Genomic DNA, 19,719 nt, shown 5'->3' on the forward strand with positions numbered 1-19,719 from the left:
ACCAGCCCGGACGGCGCCGGAAGTCGATACGTACTTGAAACCCTAAGTATTGCTCAAGCCGCCTTTACAAAGGGTCCGACGGGAGTAGGTTTCCGCCATCGACGGGGGATCCGGTCCCGCAGATGCCGGTGGTGAAGGAGCTCTGGAGGCCAAGATGACCGCGGAGGTGGCGGCGCCGATGATCAAGGCGACCGCCGTGAACAAGTTCTTCGGCGACCTGCACGTGCTGAAGGAGATCAACCTCGAGGTGCCTCGCGGCCAGGTCGTGGTGGTGCTCGGGCCGTCCGGGTCCGGCAAGTCGACGCTGTGCCGCGCCATCAACCGGCTGGAGCCCATCAACGCCGGCGAGATCGCCGTCGACGGCGTGCCCCTGCCTGCCGAGGGCAAGGCGCTCGCGGCCCTGCGTGCGGACGTCGGCATGGTCTTCCAGTCGTTCAACCTGTTCGCGCACAAGACGATTCTCGAGAACGTAATGCTGGCGCCGGTGAAGGTCCGCAAGGTCTCCTCCGCCGACGCGCGCAAGACCGCGATGGAGCTGCTCGAGCGGGTCGGCATCGCGAACCAGGCGGACAAGTACCCGGCCCAGCTCTCGGGCGGCCAGCAGCAGCGCGTGGCCATCGCCCGGGCGCTCGCGATGCGCCCCAAGGTGATGCTGTTCGACGAGCCCACCTCGGCCCTGGACCCGGAGATGGTCCAGGAGGTGCTCGACGTGATGACCGGCCTAGCCAAGGACGGCATGACCATGCTCGTGGTCACCCACGAAATGGGTTTCGCCCGCCGGGCAGCCGATCGGGTGATCTTCATGGCCGACGGCGAGATCGTCGAGGACACCAAGCCGGACGAGTTCTTCACCCAGCCGAAGAGCGACCGGGCGAAGGACTTCCTCGGCAAGATCCTCACCCACTGACGATTACCGGATTTTCCCCGGCACCTGCCGTACCCGGTGGCCGCATCGGCCATCCGACGACAGATACAGGAGACATGCAATGAGGATCCGCACCCTCGCGGTAGGGCTGCTCGCCGGCGGCCTGCTGCTGACCGCTTGTGGCAAGGAAGGCACGCCCGCGGCCCCCAGTGGCGACGCCACTGGCGCGAACACCGCCGCTCTGCCGACCTACGCCGTGGCGCAGAACGTCGACCTGGCCGGCTCGCCCACCTTCGCCAAGATCAAGGCGGCCGGCACCGTCACCGTCGGCGTCAAGGACGACCAGCCGGGCCTCGGCCTGAAGGACCCGACCACCGGCAAGTTCGAAGGCTTCGACATCGAGATCGCCCGGATGATCGCCGCCGGCCTCGGCGTCAGCCCGGACAAGATCAAGTTCACCACGGTCGACTCCGCCGCACGTGAACAGGCCATCTCCAACGGCCAGGTCGACTACTACGTCGGCACCTACACGATCACCGACAAGCGCAAGACCCAGGTTTCGTTCGCCGGCCCGTACTTCGAGGCCGGTCAGGACCTGTTGGTGCGCAAGGACGACACGTCGATCACCGGTCCGGAGACGTTGAAGGGCAAGAAGGTCTGCTCGGTGACCGGGTCGACCCCGATCCAGCGCGTGCGTGACCAGGGTCTGACGGAGCCGGGCAACATCGTCGAGTTCCAGAAGTACTCGCAGTGCGTGGACAAGCTGAGCACCAAGGAGGTCGACGCCGTCACCACCGACGACGCGATCCTCAAGGGCTTCGCCGCCCAGGATCCCGACTCGTTCAAGGTCGTCGGCAAGCCGTTCTCGCAGGAGCCCTACGGCATCGGCCTGAACAAGGACGACAAGGTGCTGCGCACGAAGATGGACGACCTGCTGCAGGCCAGCCTCGACGACGGCACCTGGCAGAAGATCTACGACGCCACCCTCGGCAAGTCCGGTGCGACCGCGACGAAGCCGACGATCCAGCGCTACTGATCCAGCTCGACGGCCGGTGGACGGAGTCTTCGTCCACCGGCCGCTCCACGTAAACTTCCGTCCCACGGACGCGGGGAAGGCTCCATGGACGTCCTGCTCGACAATCTGGACCTGTTCGGTCCGTTCTTCCTTCGCACGATCGAACTGTTCCTGATCGCCGGCGTCGGCAGCCTGGTGTTCGGCACGATCCTGGCGATGCTGCGGGTGAGCCCGGTTCCGGTGTTCCGCGCGATCGGCACGGTCTACGTCACCGTCGTGCGCAACACACCGCTCACGCTGGTGTTCGCGTTCTTCGTGTTCGCGTACCCCTTGCTCAACATCGTCGCCCTCGACTACTTCACGTACGCCGTGGTTGCTCTGACGGTGTACACGTCGGCCTTCATCTGCGAGGTCGTGCGCTCGGGTATCAACACCGTGCCGGTCGGCCAGGCCGAGGCGGCCCGCGCGCTCGGCCTCACCTTCGGCCAGATCCTCGGCCAGATCGTGTTGCCGCAGTCGCTGCGCTCGGTCGTCCCGCCGCTGATCAGCACGCTGATCGCGCTGCTCAAGAACAGCACGATCGCCAGCGGGTTCTCGGTCGCCGAGGCGGGCGCGATCCGCCAGTACATCTCCGAGCGCGGCGACAGCCAGCTGATCGCCCTCCTCTGGGTGGCGCTCGGTTTCATCATCCTGGTCGCCGTGCTGTCCCTGGTTCAGCGCAGCCTGGAGAAGCGCTGGAGTGTGGCCCGATGAGCAGCGTCCTGTTCGACCTTCCCGGCCCGAAGTCGCGGGTGCGGCACCGGATCTACGCGGCGATCGGCATCCTCGCGGTCATCGCCCTGATCGCGTTCGTGGGCTACAAGTTCTACGAGAGCGGCCAGTTCACCGCGCGCAAGTGGGAATGGCTGCAGTACTCGCAGGTGCAGTCGGACCTCGCCAACGCCGTGCTCGCCACGCTCGAAGCGTTCGCCCTCGGCGCGGTGTTCGCCCTGATCTTCGGCGCGGTGTTCGCGGCCGGCCGGCTGTCCGAACGCGTTTGGCTCCGGGGGATCTCCACGTTCATCGTGGAGTTCTTCCGTGCGATCCCGCTGCTGATCCTGATGTTCCTCTTCTACTACGGTCTGCCGGCCGTGGGCGTGGACACCTCGCCGCTGTTCGCCGTGGTGCTGGGCTTGACGCTGTACAACGGTTCGGTGCTCGCGGAGGTGTTCCGCGCCGGCATCAACTCGCTGCCGAAGGGCCAGTCGGAAGCGGCGTACGCGCTGGGCATGCGCAAGACGCAGGTCATGTTCACAGTGCTGCTGCCGCAGGCGATCCGCGCGATGCTGCCGACGATCATCAGCCAGCTCGTGGTGCTGCTCAAGGACACCGCGCTCGGCTTCCTGGTCACGTATCCCGAACTGCTCTACTACGCGCGCTACATCGGCTCGCAGGGCGTGTTCGGGCGACCGATCGTGCCGTCCACCCTCGTGGCGGCCGGCATCTACATCGTGCTGTGCCTGCTGCTCACCGCACTCGCGACGTGGGTCGAGAAGCGCAACCGGCGGAGCAAGAAGCACATCGAGACCACGGACACCAAGGCGGAGCAGGTCGTGCTCGGCAACGCCGCGGGCGGTGGTGCTTTCGGCGGCGGCGGCACCTGACGCTCCGGTCGTTCGAAAAAGGCCCCCGCACCCGCGGGGGCCTTTTTCGCGCGCTGCTCCGGATGCACCTGTCGGGTCGCCGTGCCGCGGATTAGCGTCGAGGGCACAGCCGCCAAGCAGGAGCCCGCCCGTGCCGGATCTCCCCGAACGCCACGAAGTGGTCTACCACAGCCCCGTCGGCATCGCCGAGACCTCGACCGTGGTGGCGGCCGCCGGGCCCCTCGCGGGCCGCTGGGTGCTGGTTGTCGGCGGCGGCACGGGCTTTTACCCCCGGCTCTTCCGTTCGGCCGGCGCGTCGCGGGTGGTCGGGGTCGACGCGGACCGCTCGTTGATCGCGTACGCCCAGCGGCAGGAGGAACGCGATCCGCTGGGGATTTCCTACGAGGCGCACTCGCCGCTGAAGTTGCCAATGATCGGTGACTTCGACGTGGTCACGGCCCTCGGCGTCGCGGGGCCGCTCGACGTGGTGGTCGCGGGGCTGGCGGCGAACGTCCGGCCGGGTGGGCTGCTCGTCTTCGCACACCTGACGCCGGCCGCGCTCGCCGGCACCGTACCGGGTTTCACCGTGACGCCGGACTTCGAGGAAGCTGATGGCACACGGGTTACGGTCCGCGTGGAGGCCGATCCGCCGGTGTCGTTCGAGTCGTTCGTCCGGGCGCCGGGGACGGTCGAGGCGGCCCTCGCTGCCGAGGGTTTGCGCTCGATCGAACAGCAGCCGGTGAGGGTGCCGGCTGACGACGAGTTCTGGCGAGCGCTCGTTGCGAATCCGCCGTTCGCGGTGCTGACCGCGCGGCAACCCTGAGGTTTCCGTTGCGGGGATCACGTGAGGCTCGGTAGGGCGGCTGTGGAAGCCGCAGGCCGATTGGCTCGGTCAGGCCGAGGTGGTCGTGTTGCGCCGCAACGGTTTCGGCGGCAGTTGCCAGGTGTGTTCCCCGCTCGCGCCCCGAGGTGGCGGCCAGGTGCCGACGAGGTGCAGCCGCGCGAACGCGTTGCCGAACCACTTCGAGTACGGCGGGTACCGGCGCGCCACCAGCAGGCACAGGCGCATGAGGTCCCGCACGAGCCGCGCGGCGACGATGGCGGACCCGAACTCGTCGCCGACCTCGCCGCGGCGGCCGACGAACGCCTCTTCCTGGGCGATGCGCCACCACCGCCCGGCGCGGACCTCGCGCCACACGTCGTCGGGATACCAGGTCAGAGTGGCCCGGACAGCGTCGAGGCGGCCGAGGCCGTCGTGGAAGACCGCGCCGCCGGTGAGCTCGGCGAGGGTCTGCGTCGGAGTGGTGAGCCAGTCGTCCCGGGACACGGCTTCGCCGGGCAGGAAGCCGATCCGGGCGGTGAACCCCGTGTCGACGTCGGCGATCTCCACGGCGCGACGGACCGCGCCGTCGTCCGCGACCATGCGTTTCGTCCGGTCGCCTTCGTCGTCGGCGAAGTACGTGGAGTAGCCCGGGAATCCGCGGGGCAGCTCGTGAACGAGCAGGTCGTCGAGGCCGCCGGGATCCGGGACGAGCAGTTGCGGACGCGGATCCCGGTTGTGGTCGGTGGAGCATTCGGTGTCGAAGCCGAGGCCTTCGGAGCCGGGGCCGATCAACGCGGCGGAGTACGTGAGCCCGCGGCGTTCGAGGATCGGGTGCACGGCATCGACGTGCATCGGCGGACGAGCTCGATACCGGGCAGGCAGGCCACGCCGGCGAGTATGTCGCGCCCGGCCGCCGCTTCGCGAGCGGTTTCAGCCGCGCACTCGGTGCCCGGCTTGCCAGACAGCACGGATGCGACCGGCGAGGTCGGTGACGTCCACGGCGGCGCCGTCGAGCAGCACGAGGTCGGCGCGCAGCCCCGGGGCGACGCGGCCGCGGTCGTCGAGGCGCAGGAGGCGGGCGGCGTCGCTCGTGGCGGCGCGCAGTGCGCCCGCGGGGCCGAGGCCGGCGGTGGCGAGCAGGCGCAGCTCGGTCAGCAAGTCGACATGCGGCCGCGGTGCGAGGTCCGAGCCGGCGGCGATCGGAAGGTCCGCTTCGACGGCGAGGGCGAGGGAGCGGCGGTGGACTGCACCGTGCTCGGCCGGGATCGGGGCGAGCGTGGGCACGTACCAGCAGCCGTGTTCACGCATCGCGGCGACGGCTCGTTCGTCGAGGAACACCCCGTGTTCGATACTGCGCACGCCGGCGCGGGCGGCGGCTGTCGCCGCTGGGGCCGTGTGCGCGTGGGCCATCACGTCGCGGCCGGCGCGACGGGCTTCGTCGGTGACGGCGCGAAGCTCTTCGTCGGTGGGGCGGACGTCGCGCCCTTCGACCAGGGCCGCCATCGCGCCACCGGCGCCGAGCTTCACCCAGTCTGCGCCCGCGCGCACCATGCGCCGCACGGCCGAGCGCGCCTGGTCCGGGCCGTCGAACACGGCGTCGGGCAGGGCAGGATCGTCGATGCGGTCGAAGCGGCCGGTGTCCGCGTCCCACCAGTCGCCGAGCCCACCCGTCGGCGACAGCTGGCGGAGGCTGACGAGCAGGTCAGGGCCTTCGATCCAGCCGTTGTCGAGGGCGTGCTTGAACCCGGCGTCCGCACCCCAGGCGTCGCGGACGGTCGTGATGCCTCTCGCTCGCAGACGCCGCAGCGTGGCAACGGCTTCGAGGATCCGCGCACTGCGGGGAAGTCCTTCGCGGCCGGGGAAAGCGATGTGGGCGTGGCAGTCGATCAAGCCGGGGATGAGGAGTCCGCCGTTGCCGTCGTAGGACTCCGGACCGTCCACATCGGATCCGACTGCGGTGATTCGGTCGTCGACGAGGACGTTCGCCGCTTCGGTGGTGCCGGAATCGGGGTCGAAAACCCGGACGTTCTTGATGAGCACGCTACCGACCCTAAGCACCGAGGTCCGCCACAGCCACCGCGATCGTCTCCTCTGCCAACGGCAAGAGCTCCGGTTCGCGTCGTCCGGGCGGTCGCGGGCGGCGGCTTGATCGCGCAGAGGGCGTTGGCCAGGGCGCTCGCCGGGCGGGACCACTCGTCTTCGCGGGCGTGCACGGCGGGGTCGCCGGGGCCGGGCCCGGGGACCGCCGAGGCCTCCCGCACCGGCAGGTCCAGGCGTCAGAACGGCGGCACCCCCGCGAACCGGACGAACAGCAGCCGCCGCTGTGGTGAGTGGAAGAAGTCGGGCGAGGTGCGCACGGCGGCGACCGGGCGCACGCGGTCCAGGACCGCCCGGACGTCGGCCGCACGGCGGGGACGCGGCCGTCGGACACGACCCACCCCACGTCGATGTCGCTGAACGCGTCGGTGGTGCCGGCGGCGAGCGAGCCTGGTAGGCGGGCGACCGACGAAGGGCACGCAGCAGCCGGCGCGGTGACCACGGCGTCGGCCGGCCGCGCCCGCGTCACCTGCGGAAGAGCTTGTTGCCCAGCCACACGATCGGGTCGTACTTCCGGTCGGCGACCCGCTCCTTCATCGGGATCAACGCATTGTCCGTGATGTGGATGCCCTCCGGGCAGACCTCACTACAGCACTTCGTGATGTTGCAGTACCCGAGCCCGTGCTCCTCCTGCGCCGCGTCACGTCGGTCGGCCACATCCAGCGGGTGCATTTCCAGCTCGGCGATGCGCATCAGATACCGCGGCCCCGCGAACGACTCCTTGTTCTCCTCGTGGTCGCGCACCACGTGGCAGGTGTTCTGGCACAGGAAGCACTCGATGCACTTACGGAACTCCTGCGAGCGCTCGACGTCCACCTGCTGCATGCGGTACTCCCCCGGCTTCAGATCCGGGGGCGGCGTGAACGAGGGGATCTCGCGCGCCTTGGTGTAGTTGAAGGACACGTCCGTCACGAGGTCGCGGATCACGGGGAACGTGCGCATCGGCGTGACCGTGATGACCTCGTCCTCGGGGAACGTCGACATGCGCGTCATGCACATCAGGCGCGGTTTGCCGTTCACCTCGGCCGAGCAGGAGCCGCACTTGCCCGCCTTGCAGTTCCAGCGCACGGCGAGGTCGGAGGCCTGCGTGGCCTGCAAGCGGTGGATGATGTCGAGGACCACCTCGCCCTCGTTCACCTCCACCTTGAAGTCCTGCAGCTCGCCACCGGTCCCGTCGCCGCGCCACACCCGGAAACTGGCCTTGTAGCTCACGTGTTCCTCCCGGAGTGGTTCTCCAGTTCGGCGTCGGTGAAGTACTTCCCGAGCTCGTCGAGCTCGAACAGCTCGAGCAGGTCCTCCCGGATCGGGATCTGCTCCTTCTCCACCACGTCGACGTCCGGTACCACAGGATTGTCCCCCGCCTTCGCCGAGCACACCAGCAGCTTGTGCCGCCAGTCGGCGTCCATGCTGGGGTAGTCGTCGCGTGTGTGGCCGCCGCGGCTTTCGGTACGCAGCAGTGCCGCGCGGGCGACGCACTCGCTCACCAGCAGCATGTTGCGCAGGTCTACGGCGAGGTGCCAGCCGGGGTTGAACTGCCGGTGACCCTCCACCGTCACCTGCGCCATGCGCTGCCGGATCTCGCCGAGCTTCTCCAGCGCCTGGCGGATCTCGTCGGCCTTGCGGATGATGCCGACGAGGTCGTTCATCGACTGCTGCAGCTCGGTGTGCAGCGTGTACGGGTTTTCGGCCACGCCCTGAGCCGGCGGGTCGAACGGCGCCAGGGCCAACTTCGCGGCGGCGTCCACATCGGACTCCGCCACGGCCGGACGCGAGTCGCCGAGACCGTTCACATAAGATGCGGCGCCGAGGCCCGCCCGGCGGCCGAACACCAGCAGGTCGGACAGCGAGTTGCCGCCGAGCCGGTTGGAGCCGTGCATGCCGCCGGAGCACTCCCCCGCCGCAAACAGGCCGGGCACGCTCGCCGCGCCCGTGTCCGGGTCGACCTCGATGCCGCCCATCACGTAATGGCAGGTGGGCCCGACCTCCATGGCCTCCTTGGTGATGTCGACGTCGGCCAGCTCCTTGAACTGGTGGTACATCGACGGCAGCCGGCGCCGGATCTCCTCGGCGGGCAAGCGGCTCGCGATGTCGAGGTAGACACCGCCGTGCGGGGAACCGCGCCCCTCCTTAACCTCGGAGTTGATCGCGCGCGCCACCTCGTCGCGTGGCAGCAGGTCGGGCGTGCGGCGGTTGTTGTCGGCGTCGGCGTACCAGCGGTCGGCCTCGTCCTCGCTGTCCGCGTACTGGCCCTTGAACACGTCGGGCACGTACTCGAACATGAACCGCTTGTCGTCGGAGTTCTTGAGCACGCCGCCGTCCCCGCGCACGCCTTCGGTGACGAGGATGCCCTTCACACTCGGCGGCCAGACCATCCCCGTGGGGTGGAACTGCACGAACTCCATGTTGATCAGCTTCGCGCCCGCGCGCAGGGCGAGCGCATGGCCGTCGCCGGTGTACTCCCACGAGTTCGACGTGACCTTGAACGACTTGCCGATGCCACCCGTCGCGAGGACCACGGCCGGCGCGTCGAACAGGATGAACCGCCCGCTCTCGCGCCAGTAGCCGAACGCGCCGGCGATCTTGCCGTCGGTCCGGAGCAGCTCCGTGACGGTGCACTCGGCGAAGACCTTGATCCGGGCCTCGTAGTCGCCGTACTTCGCGAAATCCTCCTGCTGCAGCGAAACGATCTTCTGCTGCATCGTGCGGATCAGCTCGAGCCCCGTGCGGTCACCGACGTGCGCGAGGCGCGGGTAGGTGTGGCCGCCGAAGTTGCGCTGGCTGATGCGCCCGTCGGCCGTGCGGTCGAACAGCGCGCCGTAGGTCTCCAGCTCCCAGACGCGGTCCGGGGCCTCCTTGGCGTGCAGCTCGGCCATGCGCCAGTTGTTGAGGAACTTGCCGCCGCGCATGGTGTCGCGGAAGTGCACCTGCCAGTTGTCGTTCGGGTTCGCGTTGCCCATCGACGCCGCGCAGCCGCCTTCGGCCATCACGGTGTGGGCCTTGCCGAACAAGGACTTGCACACGACGGCGACGCTGAAACCGCGTTCGCGGGCCTCGATCACCGCGCGCAGACCGGCGCCGCCGGCACCGATCACCACCACGTCGTAGCTGTGCCGTTCGACCTCGGTCATGAATAGAGCCACCTCGGAGCTTGGACGCCGTTGTCTTACTACTGCCGGAGACTGGGTGCCGACGCTAGCCGACGAAACGCAGATCCGCGATGGCTCCGCTCGACACGAGCATCACGTAGAGGTCGGTCAGCACCAGCGTGCCGAGCGTCGTCCACGCGAGTTCCATGTGCCGGGTGTTGAGCTTCGAGACCTGCGTCCAGACCCAGTACCGGACGGGGTGTTTCGAGAAGTGCTTCAGCCTGCCGCCGGTGACGTGCCGACACGAGTGACAGGAGACCGTGTACGCCCAGAGCAGCACCACGTTGGCGACGATGATGATGTTGCCCAGCCCGAAGCCGAACCCGCTCGGGCTCTGGAACGCGACCACGGCGTCGTAGGTGTTGACCAGCGACACGATCACCGCGACGTAGAAGAAGTAGCGGTGCACGTTCTGGACGATCAGCGGCAGCTTCGTCTCGCCGGTGTACTTCCCGTGCGGCTCGGCCACGGCGCACGCGGGCGGCGAGAACCAAACCGAGCGGTAGTACGCCTTGCGGTAGTAGTAGCAGGTCAGGCGGAAGCCGAGCAGGAACGGCAGGACCAGCGCACCGAGCGGGATCCAGCTCGGGAAGTCGCCGAACCAGTGCCCGAAGTGGCTCGAGCCTTCGACGCAGGAGGTGGACACGCACGGCGAGTAGAACGGCGTCAGGTAGTGGTAGTCGGGCACCCAGTAGGCGGTGCGCACGAACGCCCGGACCGTCGCGTAGACGATGAAGGTCGCCAGCCCCAGCACGGTGAGCAGGGGCTGCAGCCACCAGCGGTCGGTGCGCAACGTCCGGTCGGCCACCAGCGCCCGCCCCGGGGAGCTGACGCCGGTGCCGGCCCGGCTGACGTCGTTGTCAGCGGGGGCGCTCACCGCTGGTCGCGCTTGTAGCCGCCAACACCCTCGTCGTCGGCGCCTTGCCAGAGCGCCGGATCGTACGGTGTGTCCGGGACGGGCACGCGATCCACGGGTTTCGCCTGCGCCGGCACGGCCTGCGGGTGGCCGTCCAGCTCCGCGGTGTCGATGTCGAGGCGCTCGACATCGTTGGCCAGCCGGCGCACCGCCGACGCGTCGCCGTACCGAGAGCGCAGGGCGCCCACGCACTGCCGCAACTGGCCGATGGTGCGCCGCAGTTCGGCGAGCTCTGTGGTGGACATCGGGAGCCTCCCTGTTCGGTGGGGCTGACAGGAACCGGGTGGCGATCACTTTCGCCACGTACGACTCTGCCTCGCGTTGTGCTATGTGACAAGTAGCACATTCGCTAGCGTATTGCCTCTTGACCTTGGGAGTCGACCCCTCTCGGGGCACGTCTTGGCGCTGAGGCCGTGGGGACGCTGGTCAGACCGATGGTGAGGCCGAGTTTCAGTCGGGACACGCTCTCGTTCGCCGCCGGTGACCCGCTGCCCGTCCTCGACGACGTCGGCGCCGGATTCGAAGCACCAAGCCGGTGTCAGAGCGGTATCAGAGCCGTGTCAGCCGGGCTCGCCAGAGTGGTCCCCACGACCACCACGAGAGGAAGTCCCATGAGCCAGACGGTGTCCGTCCCGCAGGGGTTGCCGATGGAGCGCGACGCGGGGCCGTTCGATCCGCCGCGGGAGATCACGCGGTTGCGGGAGGCGCGGCCGGTCAGTCCGATGCTGTTCCCGGACGGGCACGAGGGCTGGCTGGTCACCGGTTACGACGAGGTGCGGCAGCTGCTGGCGGACACGAGGTTCAGCTCGCGGCAGGACCTGGGGGTCATGCACGTGCCCTACGAGACGCCCGGCATTCCGGTCGCCACGGAGCCGTCGCCGCAGGTGCCCGGGTTGTTCATCGCGATGGATCCGCCGGAGCATCCACGGCTGCGGCGCAAGCTGACGGGCGCGTTCACCGTCAAGCGGATGAAGCAGCTGGAGGACCACATCACCGAAGTCGTGGAGCGGCAGCTGGATTCGATGGCACGGCTGACGCCGACGGTCGACCTCGTCAAGGAGTTCGCGCTGCCGGTGCCGTCGCTGGTGATCTGCGAGCTGCTGGGTGTGCCGTACGAGGACCGGGCCGATTTCCAGGCCAACTCGGCCAAGTTCCTGGTCAAGGAGCAGGAGCTCGAGGAAAAGATGGCGGCCTACGGCGCGCTCACCACGTACCTCGGCACTCTGGTGGCGGAGAAGCGCGCCGAGCCCGGTGAGGACATCCTGTCCGACCTGGCCCGGCAGGACGATCTCAGTATCGAGGAGCTGACCGGCATCGCGTTTCTGCTGCTGCTCGCCGGCCACGAGACCACCGCCAACATGCTGGCGCTCGGCACGTTCGCGCTGCTGGAGCACCCCGAGCAGCTGGCCGAGCTGGGCGCCGACCCGGAGCTGCTGCCGGGGGCCGTCGAGGAGCTCATGCGGTACCTGTCGGTGGTCGACATCAACTTCCGCTACGCCACGGAAGACCTCGAGCTCGGCGGCGAGACGATCCCGGCCGGCTCGACCGTCGTCGTCTCGACGCTGGCCGCCAACCGCGACCCGCGGCGCTTCGAGAACCCCGACACGCTGGACCTGCGCCGCAACTCGCGCGGCCAGCTGGCGTTCGGCCACGGCGTGCACCAGTGCCTCGGCCAGCAGCTGGCCCGCATGGAGATGCGCGCCGGGTTCGTGGCGCTGCTGCGGCGCTTCCCGACGCTGCGGCTCGCCATTCCCGCCGACCAGGTCAAACTCCGGACGGACATGAACATCTACGGCGTCCACGAGCTGCCCGTCACCTGGACGACCACGACCGCGTGAACCCGGAAACGGGCGTGCCGTGCCCGGGACACCGGTGCGGCACGCTGTTTTCCACGATTTACTGAATCGATTTTGATAACCCCGCCGACACCCGCTACCGTGGTGGCCGTCACGTTCCTGAGACGCCAGTGCTGCCGTCCCGCGGACCCCACCACGCAGGACCCCACCACAGAGTGAGCCGGGAGCCGGACATGAGCAGCACACCCGACACGACGGTGCATCCCGTCGTCGCCGAGGTCACCGCCCGCATCGTCGAACGCAGCGCGCGAACGCGCGCCGCCCACCTCGCGCGCAGCGCCGCGGCCCACGAAGAAGGCCCGGTGCGCCGCGGTCTCGCGTGCAGCAACCTCGCGCACGGGTTCGCCGCCATGGACGGCGTGGACAAGGCGGCGCTGCGCGAGCTGCGGGCGCCGGGTGTCGCGATCGTGTCGTCCTACAACGATCTGCTGTCGGCGCACCAGCCGATGCAGGAGTACCCCGCGTGGCTGAAGAAGTCGGTGCGCGCGGCGGGCGGCGTGGCGCAGTTCGCGGGCGGCGTGCCCGCCATGTGCGACGGGGTGACGCAGGGGCGGCCGGGCATGGAGCTGTCGCTGTTCAGCCGCGAGGTGATCGCGATGGCGACGGCGATCGCGCTGTCCCACGACCTGTTCGACGCGTCGCTGCTCCTGGGCGTGTGCGACAAGATCGTACCCGGGCTGCTGATCGGCGCGCTGTCGTTCGGGCACCTGCCGGCGATCCTGGTGCCGGCCGGGCCGATGAACTCCGGCTTGCCCAACAAGGAAAAAGCCCGCGTGCGCCAGCTGTACGCCGAGGGGCTCGCGACGCGCGAGGACCTGCTCGACGCGGAGGCGGCGTCGTACCATTCGGCCGGCACGTGCACCTTCTACGGCACGGCCAACTCGAACCAGATGGTCGTCGAGGTGATGGGCCTGCACCTGCCGGGCGCGAGCTTCGTGCCGCCCGGTACGCCGCTGCGCCGGGCACTCACCGAGGAAGCCGGCCGGCGCGTGGTCGAGCTGTCGCGCGGCGAGTCCTACACGCCGGTTTCCCTGGTGCTGGACGAAAAAGCATTCGTCAACGGCATCGTCGCGCTGCTCGCCACGGGTGGTTCGACCAACCACACGATGCACCTCGTCGCGATCGCCGCGGCGGCGGGCATCCAGCTGACGTGGGACGACTTCTCGGACCTCTCGGCCGTCGTGCCGCTGCTGGCGCGCGTGTATCCCAACGGCAGCGCGGACATCAACCACTTCCACGCCGCCGGCGGCATCCAGTTCCTGGTCGGCACACTGCTCGACGCCGGGTTCCTGCACGAGGACGTTCACACCGTCGCCGGGTTCGGGCTGCGGCGCTACACGCAGGAGCCGATCCTGTCCGACGGCGAGCTGGTGTGGCGCGACGTGCCCACGCGCAGCCTCGACGAGGACGTGCTGCGCCCAGTGTCGCGGCCGTTCGCGCCGGACGGCGGGCTGCGCATGGTCGCCGGCAACCTGGGCCGGGCCGTGACGAAGGTGTCGGCGGTGGCGCCGGAGCACCGCGTGGTGCAGGCGCCGGCGCGGGTGTTCACGTCGCAGGAGGCGTTCGCGGTCGCGTTCGAGTCCGGCGAGCTGGACCGCGACGTCGTGGTGGTGCTGCGGCAGCAGGGACCACAGGCCAACGGCATGCCGGAGCTGCACGGCCTCACCCCGGCGCTGGGCGTGCTGATGGACCGCGGTTTCCAGGTCGCGCTGCTCACCGACGGACGTATGTCGGGCGCGTCGGGCAAGATCCCGGCGGCCATCCAGGTCACGCCGGAGGCCGCGGTGGGCGGGCCGATCGCGCGCATCGCCGACGGTGACGTCGTGCGCTTCGACGCCCGCTCCGGCACACTCGACGCGCTGGTGGAGGCGGACGAGTTCGCGCGCCGTGATCTTCTGGACGCACCGCCGGCGTTCGTCGAAGGCACCGGACGGGAGCTGTTCGGCGCGCTGCGCCGCGCGGTGGGTCCCGCCGATCAGGGCGCGAGCGTCTTCGGCCCGCTGACGGCCGAGCTGGACCTGCTCCGCGAAGCGCCCGGCGGGCGAGGCACACTCGGACTGCCGTTGCACACCTTGGAAACCCAGGAGGTCGGTCAGTGACCACCGGTTCGGACCTGCTCGCCCTGTCGCCCGTGATGCCCGTGGTCGTGATCGACGACGTCGACGACGCCGTGCCCACCGCGCGCGCGTTGCTCGCTGGCGGGATCGGGGTGATCGAGCTGACCCTGCGCACGCCCGTTGCGCTCGCGGCGATCGAGCGGGTGGCCGCGGAGGTGCCGGACATCGTCGTGGGCGCGGGCACCGTGACGTCACCGGCGCAGGCCGCGCAGGCCGCCGACGCGGGCGCGAAGTTCCTGGTGACGCCCGGTTGCACCGACCCCGTGCTCGACGCCTGCTTCGCCACGGGCCTGCCGTTCCTGCCCGGCGCCGCGACGGTGTCCGAGGCGATGCAGCTGGCGGAGCGTGGCCTGACCGCGCTGAAGTTCTTCCCGGCGGAGGCCAGCGGCGGCGTGGCTTACCTGAAGTCGCTGACGGGTCCGTTGCCGGACTTGCGGTTCTGCCCGACCGGTGGGATCACCGTGGACTCGGCGCCTTCGTACCTGGCACTGCCGAACGTCGGCTGCATCGGCGGCTCGTGGCTGACGCCGGCGAAGCTGTTGGCGGCCAAAGACTTCGGGACGGTCGAGAAGCTGGCCGCGCAAGCCGCGGCGCTGCGCGGCTGAGGACTGCGCCGCTGAGTTTTGGCGGCTGAGTATTTGGCAGCTGAGTATTTGGGCGGCTGAGTACTGCAAGGCTGAGTCTCGCTCTGCCGTTCCCGCCGCGGGGTGGGAACGGCAGGGCCGCGCTCGTCGGAACGGGTAGTTCCAGGCCGGATCAGTCGATGGTGGCGTCGTCCAGCAGGCTGGATTCGGCGCCGAACTCGCGGAGCTCGTCGCGGATGACGGTGTAGGCGAGGCCCTGCGGGTAACCCTTGCGGCCGAGGAAGCCGAGGAGGCGGCGGATGGCCGTCTGCTCGTCGACGTTGCCGAGGGAGCCCAGGCGTTTGCGGACGAGCTCGCGGGCCCGCTGTTCCTCCGCCTCGCGGTCGACCTCGCCGGCGGCCTGCGTGGCGATCTCGTCTTCGACGCCCTTGCGGCGCAGCTCGGCGACGAGCGCCGTACGGGACAGTCCCTGGCCGGCGTGCCGGGCCTTGACCCACATCTCGGCGAACTCGGCGTCGTTGACGAGTCCGGCGCGGTCGAGCTTGCCGAGCAGGGTTTCGATCGTGTCGTCGTCGAAACCCTTGCGCCGCAACGTCTGCCGCAGCTCGTCGACGGTTCGCGCGCGCGCTGCCAGGAGATCGAAGCAGATCTCCTTGGCTTTTTTGGCCCGCTCTTCCGGCGGCAGCTCCGCCGGCTCCACCTTCGGCGCCCTCGCCACTACGCCCTTCCTCCCTCATGCACTTCCGCCGGGCCGGGCCCTCTCCGCCCGACGCCGCGCCACCACACCCCACGGACAGGCTCACCTGCACCGGTGAACACGGCGCAAGCACACCACGCTGCTTCCTTACCCGGCCATCTCACCGGGCAAGGTCAGCTCACCAACGCAACCCCGCCGGGGGTCCAGGGGGCTTGCCCCCTGGCGGGTGGGGGGTCCGGCCCCCACCGGACACCAGGGAAAGGGATCGGCGAGCGTTCTTCGCGAGCACACTCCGCCCGTCCCCTGCCCGCTCAGAAGTCGACGGGAGCCGGAACCGCAGCTTCGGCGACCTCGGCGTCGATCTGCGGGCCGATGCCCAGCTTCTCCTTGATGCGCTTCTCGATCTCGTTGGCGATGTCCGGGTTGTCGCGCAGGAACTTCCGCGCGTTCTCCTTGCCCTGGCCGAGCTGGTCGCCCTCGTAGGTGTACCAGGCGCCGGACTTGCGCAGGATGCCCTGGTCGACGCCCATGTCGATGAGCGAGCCCTCGCGGGAGACACCGTGGCCGTAGAGGATGTCGAACTCGGCCTGCTTGAAAGGCGGGGCCATCTTGTTCTTCACGACCTTGACGCGGGTGCGGTTGCCGACCGGCTCGCCACCGTCCTTGAGCGTCTCGATGCGGCGCACGTCGAGGCGGATCGAGGCGTAGAACTTCAGCGCCTTACCACCGGTCGTGGTCTCCGGGGAGCCGAACATGACGCCGATCTTCTCGCGCAGCTGGTTGATGAAGATCGCGGTGGTGCCGGAGTTGTTCATCGCACCGGTCATCTTGCGCAGCGCCTGGCTCATCAGGCGGGCTTGGAGGCCGACGTGCGAGTCACCCATCTCGCCCTCGATCTCCGCGCGCGGCACGAGCGCGGCCACGGAGTCGATGACCAGGATGTCGAGCGCGCCGGAGCGGATCAGCATGTCCGCGATCTCCAGCGCCTGCTCACCGGTGTCCGGCTGGGAGACCAGTAGCGCGTCGGTGTCCACGCCGAGCTTCTTGGCGTACTCCGGGTCCAGCGCGTGCTCCGCGTCGATGAACGCCGCGATGCCGCCGTTCTTCTGCGCGTTGGCCACCGCGTGCAGGGCGACCGTGGTCTTACCGGAGGACTCCGGGCCGTACACCTCGATGACGCGGCCGCGGGGCAGCCCCCCGATGCCGAGCGCGACGTCGAGGGCGATCGCGCCGGTGGGGATCACGGCGATGGGCGTGCGGCCCTCTTCGCCGAGGCGCATCACCGAGCCCTTGCCGTACTGCTTGTCGATCTGCGCAAGGGCAAGCTCGAGCGCCTTGTCCTTGTCGGGTGCTGCTGGCATGGGGTCCACCTCGCTGGTTGGCCTGTGTGGCTTGTTCGGTTGTCCAGATCAAGCTCTGTCCGGTCCGACGCTACGGGGAGGGACCGACAATTCCCGGCACGGCGACCGATCTGTGGATCGCCGGCCCCCGGTGTGCACAACACTGTAGACGAACAGGTGTTCGAGGGTTGCGGCGACACGCCGTCCGCTAGGATTTTCCGCCCTTCCGAGCTCCCTTCCCCGGGACGAACCAGTGAACCGCAGGTCAGCGCCGTTCCGGCGGGATGTCGAAGGCTTCGCACACTTCACGCCAGATCTGCTTCGCCGGGATCCCCGCCGCCAGAGCCTGGTCGACGGTCCTCCCGCCGAGCCCGCTCAGCACGTGGTCCTGGGCCAGGACCTCGGCCCGCCCGGGGCCGAACTCGTCCGCCATGAGCCGCCGGAACACCGTGATACGCATCGGCCGAATGCTAGCTCGCGGCCTCCCCTGCGGCGCGAACGGCCCGTTCGCGCCGCGGCAGCGAACAAAACCCTCTCACTCGCCGGGCTGCACGCTCTGCTCGAAGTAGTCCGCCAGCGGCCCCGGGGTCGGCGCGGCGCCCTGACCTGCGGAATTGACCTGGTAGATGAACCCGACGAGCGGCCGGTCGGACACCGTGAACACCAGCACCGCCGCGTTCTGCCCCGCCGCCGACGAGCAGTGGCCCTCCAGCCCGTTGCCCTTCCACGCCGCCTCGACGCGGTCTCCGCCGGCAGAGGCGAGCAGCCCGTCCGTGTACTGCTTCAGCACGGCGGCCGACGTGCCCTGCACGTACGTCACCTGCGAGCCGGCGCGGCCGGGCGCCGCGCACGTCGAGGTGGCGCCGAGGCTCTGCGCGGGCGCGGCGGGGCCGTTGCCCATGCCCGGGCGGCAGCCGCCGGTGTCGGCGATCTTCCCCGCCAGCTGGCGCAGGCACCCGGTGAGACCCTCGGCGTCGGCCGGCCCGGGGGTGCGGCACTGGTCCGCGGTGTAGGTCTGCACCGAAGAAGACGACGTCAGGAACACCGTGAGCCCCGCCGCGAGGACCACGACCACCGCCACCGCGACGCCGATCCACAGCTTCGTACGGCTCTTCTTCGCCGGCGCGGCGGCAGCGGTGGCGGAGGCCGGCGAGTACGTCGGGAAGTTCGACGGCGCCGGCCCCGCCGGGAACGACGGCTGCGCGTACCCGGCCGGAGGCTGCTGCGGGGGCGGCGGATACCCACCGGGCGCATACGCGGGCACACCCGCCGCGACCTGGCCTTCCACGTTCTGCGTCCGCATCGACAGCCCGTCGCGCGCCACGTGCTGCGCGCCCAGCGCCACGGCCGTCTCCGGCTGGTCGAGGCTCGCCGGCACGACACCGAGCTTCTCCGCGATCATCGAGCCGACCAGCGGCAGCCGGCTCGAGCCACCGACCAGGTAGATGCCGGCGAGACGGTCCGGCGTCAGCCCGGCCGTCCGCAGCGTGCGCGCGAGCAGCTCCACGCTGCGCAACATCGCCGGGCGCACCAGTCCTTCGAGCTCGCCGCGCGTGACCAGCACGTCCTTGAACGGCTCCGGCATCGGCACCTCAGTCTGCGGGTGCCGCGACAGCGCCTCCTTGGCCGCCTTCACGTCCTCCTGCAACGCCCGCCGCGTGCGCCGGTCCGCGGTGGACTCCGGCCGCAGGAGACGTTGCCAGCGCTGGGGATCCGAGTGCGACACCTCGCGCCCGACGTGCACCATCAGCGCTTGGTCGACGTCGAGGCCGCCGAGGTCGGGCAGGCCGTCCTCGGCGAGCACGACGTAGCCGTTCTGCGTCGCGCCGACCACAGCGACGTCGAAGGTGCCCGCCCCCAGGTCGTACACCGCGAGCGCCTGCCCGGGGGCGAGCCCCTTGCCCGGGAACGACGCGAAGTGCGCGGCCGCGGCGACGGGTTCGGGCACCAGGACCACGCTCGCACCGATGCCCGCGAGCCGTGCGGAGGACAGCAGGACGTTGCGGCGCACCGGCCCCCACTGCGCGGGGTGCGTGAGGCGGACCTCGTCGGGCTGCTCGCCGCCGAGCTGGCGCGTGGTCTCGTCGAGCACGCGGCGCAGGATCGCGGCGAGCGCTTCGGTGACGGGCACGACGTCGGTGCCCAGCAGCAGCGTCTGCTCGTCGATACGGCGCTTCGGGTTGGGCTCGAAACGGGTGGGATCCAGGCGTGCGCGGCGTTCGGCGTCGCGGCCCACCATGATCGTGCCGTCCTCGCCCGCGAAGATCGCCGAAGGCATGTTGGCCGATCCGTCCACCTCGACGACCCGCGGCGGCCGGCCGTACGCGGAGAGCACGGCGACCGTGTTGGACGTCCCCAGGTCCACCGACAGGATCCGCACTTCCAGTCCCCCTTGCCGTAGCTGCGCCAGCGTGATGCTCCCACGCGAAGCGCCACCGCGCGGGCGGACCCACGGAACTGGTCGCGCCGGCCCCCTGCCCCAACCCACGCCCTACGCAACCCACGCCCGTACCCAACCCACCATCACCACCCTCACCACCCAACCCACCCGCGAGATCGCGCCGGCTTCCGGATGGGGCGGTGCGATCGGCCCCGGCCGATCCGACCGCCCCATCCGGAAGCCGGCTCAACGGCGATCTCG

General features: G+C 69.9%; 18 protein-coding genes. 8 read left to right on the forward strand and 10 right to left on the reverse strand.

The genetic code is table 11. The features are described 5' to 3' along the window. The first annotated feature begins 178 nt into the window (after positions 1 to 178). The 5 genes from AB0F91_RS36765 to AB0F91_RS36785 all read left to right on the forward strand — a co-directional run bounded on the left by AB0F91_RS36765 (position 179) and on the right by AB0F91_RS36785 (position 4,325). Positions 179 to 907: an amino acid ABC transporter ATP-binding protein gene (locus tag AB0F91_RS36765; RefSeq protein ID WP_360605315.1), complete on the forward strand. Its 729-nt coding sequence runs from the start codon at positions 179 to 181 to the stop codon at positions 905 to 907. A 79-nt stretch (positions 908 to 986) separates the two neighbouring features. Next, positions 987 to 1,901 carry a glutamate ABC transporter substrate-binding protein gene (locus AB0F91_RS36770; RefSeq protein WP_360605275.1) on the forward strand — a complete coding sequence of 305 codons (915 nt, stop codon included), beginning with the start codon at positions 987 to 989 and terminating at the stop codon, positions 1,899 to 1,901. Between the two features lie 84 nt (positions 1,902 to 1,985). After that, positions 1,986 to 2,633, forward strand: a complete 648-nt coding sequence (locus AB0F91_RS36775) for an amino acid ABC transporter permease (protein WP_360605277.1) — start codon at positions 1,986 to 1,988, stop codon at positions 2,631 to 2,633. Next, entirely contained in the window at positions 2,630 to 3,523 is an 894-nt protein-coding gene (locus tag AB0F91_RS36780; RefSeq protein ID WP_360605279.1) for an amino acid ABC transporter permease, read from the forward strand. The genes AB0F91_RS36775 and AB0F91_RS36780 overlap by 4 nt, the downstream gene beginning before the upstream one ends. A gap of 130 nt (positions 3,524 to 3,653) precedes the next feature. Next, positions 3,654 to 4,325 (forward strand): class I SAM-dependent methyltransferase, encoded by a 672-nt coding sequence (locus AB0F91_RS36785; RefSeq protein ID WP_360605281.1) that lies wholly within the window; start codon positions 3,654 to 3,656, stop codon positions 4,323 to 4,325. Between the two features lie 69 nt (positions 4,326 to 4,394). On the opposite strand, the gene AB0F91_RS36790 is transcribed toward AB0F91_RS36785, so the two are convergent. The 6 genes from AB0F91_RS36790 to AB0F91_RS36815 form a co-directional block, all read right to left on the reverse strand. Beyond that, entirely contained in the window at positions 4,395 to 5,177 is a 783-nt protein-coding gene (locus tag AB0F91_RS36790; protein ID WP_360605283.1) for a DUF4037 domain-containing protein, read from the reverse strand. A gap of 78 nt (positions 5,178 to 5,255) precedes the next feature. Continuing rightward, positions 5,256 to 6,365: an amidohydrolase family protein gene (locus tag AB0F91_RS36795; protein WP_360605285.1), complete on the reverse strand. Its 1,110-nt coding sequence runs from the start codon at positions 6,363 to 6,365 to the stop codon at positions 5,256 to 5,258. 522 nt (positions 6,366 to 6,887) lie between these two features. Then, positions 6,888 to 7,634, reverse strand: coding sequence for a succinate dehydrogenase/fumarate reductase iron-sulfur subunit (locus AB0F91_RS36800; RefSeq protein ID WP_360605287.1), 747 nt, complete (start codon positions 7,632 to 7,634; stop codon positions 6,888 to 6,890). Beyond that, positions 7,631 to 9,550, reverse strand: coding sequence for a fumarate reductase/succinate dehydrogenase flavoprotein subunit (locus AB0F91_RS36805; RefSeq protein ID WP_360605289.1), 1,920 nt, complete (start codon positions 9,548 to 9,550; stop codon positions 7,631 to 7,633). The genes AB0F91_RS36800 and AB0F91_RS36805 overlap by 4 nt, the downstream gene beginning before the upstream one ends. A gap of 64 nt (positions 9,551 to 9,614) precedes the next feature. Continuing rightward, positions 9,615 to 10,445, reverse strand: coding sequence for a hypothetical protein (locus AB0F91_RS36810; RefSeq protein WP_360605291.1), 831 nt, complete (start codon positions 10,443 to 10,445; stop codon positions 9,615 to 9,617). After that, complete coding sequence (locus AB0F91_RS36815) at positions 10,442 to 10,729, reverse strand: hypothetical protein (protein WP_326569655.1); 288 nt, start codon at positions 10,727 to 10,729, stop codon at positions 10,442 to 10,444. Before AB0F91_RS36815 ends, AB0F91_RS36810 begins: the two co-directional genes overlap by 4 nt. 366 nt (positions 10,730 to 11,095) lie before the next feature. On the opposite strand from AB0F91_RS36815, the gene AB0F91_RS36820 reads away from it, so the two are divergent. From AB0F91_RS36820 to eda, 3 genes are all read left to right on the forward strand, one after another. Continuing rightward, complete coding sequence (locus tag AB0F91_RS36820; protein ID WP_360605294.1) at positions 11,096 to 12,322, forward strand: cytochrome P450; 1,227 nt, start codon at positions 11,096 to 11,098, stop codon at positions 12,320 to 12,322. A gap of 191 nt (positions 12,323 to 12,513) precedes the next feature. Beyond that, positions 12,514 to 14,439: a phosphogluconate dehydratase gene (gene edd / locus AB0F91_RS36825; RefSeq protein WP_360605295.1), complete on the forward strand. Its 1,926-nt coding sequence runs from the start codon at positions 12,514 to 12,516 to the stop codon at positions 14,437 to 14,439. Beyond that, positions 14,436 to 15,062, forward strand: a complete 627-nt coding sequence (eda, locus tag AB0F91_RS36830) for a bifunctional 4-hydroxy-2-oxoglutarate aldolase/2-dehydro-3-deoxy-phosphogluconate aldolase (protein WP_360605297.1) — start codon at positions 14,436 to 14,438, stop codon at positions 15,060 to 15,062. Before edd ends, eda begins: the two co-directional genes overlap by 4 nt. Positions 15,063 to 15,213: 151 nt before the next feature. On the opposite strand, the gene AB0F91_RS36835 is transcribed toward eda, so the two are convergent. The 4 genes from AB0F91_RS36835 to AB0F91_RS36850 all read right to left on the reverse strand — a co-directional run bounded on the left by AB0F91_RS36835 (position 15,214) and on the right by AB0F91_RS36850 (position 19,458). Beyond that, entirely contained in the window at positions 15,214 to 15,741 is a 528-nt protein-coding gene (locus AB0F91_RS36835; RefSeq protein ID WP_360605317.1) for a regulatory protein RecX, read from the reverse strand. Between the two features lie 308 nt (positions 15,742 to 16,049). Continuing rightward, on the reverse strand, positions 16,050 to 17,099 hold the full coding sequence (recA, locus tag AB0F91_RS36840; RefSeq protein WP_360605299.1) for a recombinase RecA: 1,050 nt from the start codon (positions 17,097 to 17,099) through the stop codon (positions 16,050 to 16,052). A gap of 244 nt (positions 17,100 to 17,343) precedes the next feature. Beyond that, the gene (locus AB0F91_RS36845; protein WP_360605301.1) at positions 17,344 to 17,538 is read right to left on the reverse strand and encodes a DUF3046 domain-containing protein; all 195 of its coding nucleotides are present in this window, start codon (positions 17,536 to 17,538) and stop codon (positions 17,344 to 17,346) included. A 75-nt stretch (positions 17,539 to 17,613) separates the two neighbouring features. Then, on the reverse strand, positions 17,614 to 19,458 hold the full coding sequence (locus AB0F91_RS36850) for an Hsp70 family protein (RefSeq protein ID WP_360605303.1): 1,845 nt from the start codon (positions 19,456 to 19,458) through the stop codon (positions 17,614 to 17,616). Between the last annotated feature and the right edge of the window lie 261 nt (positions 19,459 to 19,719).

The organism is Amycolatopsis sp. NPDC023774, from assembly GCF_040639695.1.
Taxonomy (GTDB): Bacteria; Actinomycetota; Actinomycetes; order Mycobacteriales; family Pseudonocardiaceae; genus Amycolatopsis.

Bases quoted from the DNA above. Each gene is read 5' to 3' on its own strand.
- recA (WP_360605299.1), bottom strand. From the start codon at position 17,099: ATGCCAGCAGCACCCGACAAGGACAAGGCGCTCGAGCTTGCCCTTGCG.
- AB0F91_RS36770 (WP_360605275.1), top strand. From the start codon at position 987: ATGAGGATCCGCACCCTCGCGGTAGGGCTGCTCGCCGGCGGCCTGCTG.
- AB0F91_RS36805 (WP_360605289.1), bottom strand. From the start codon at position 9,550: ATGACCGAGGTCGAACGGCACAGCTACGACGTGGTGGTGATCGGTGCC.
- AB0F91_RS36815 (WP_326569655.1), bottom strand. From the start codon at position 10,729: ATGTCCACCACAGAGCTCGCCGAACTGCGGCGCACCATCGGCCAGTTG.
- AB0F91_RS36820 (WP_360605294.1), top strand. From the start codon at position 11,096: ATGAGCCAGACGGTGTCCGTCCCGCAGGGGTTGCCGATGGAGCGCGAC.
- AB0F91_RS36790 (WP_360605283.1), bottom strand. From the start codon at position 5,177: ATGCACGTCGATGCCGTGCACCCGATCCTCGAACGCCGCGGGCTCACG.
- AB0F91_RS36765 (WP_360605315.1), top strand. From the start codon at position 179: ATGATCAAGGCGACCGCCGTGAACAAGTTCTTCGGCGACCTGCACGTG.
- AB0F91_RS36780 (WP_360605279.1), top strand. From the start codon at position 2,630: ATGAGCAGCGTCCTGTTCGACCTTCCCGGCCCGAAGTCGCGGGTGCGG.
- edd (WP_360605295.1), top strand. From the start codon at position 12,514: ATGAGCAGCACACCCGACACGACGGTGCATCCCGTCGTCGCCGAGGTC.
- AB0F91_RS36845 (WP_360605301.1), bottom strand. From the start codon at position 17,538: ATGCGTATCACGGTGTTCCGGCGGCTCATGGCGGACGAGTTCGGCCCC.
- AB0F91_RS36775 (WP_360605277.1), top strand. From the start codon at position 1,986: ATGGACGTCCTGCTCGACAATCTGGACCTGTTCGGTCCGTTCTTCCTT.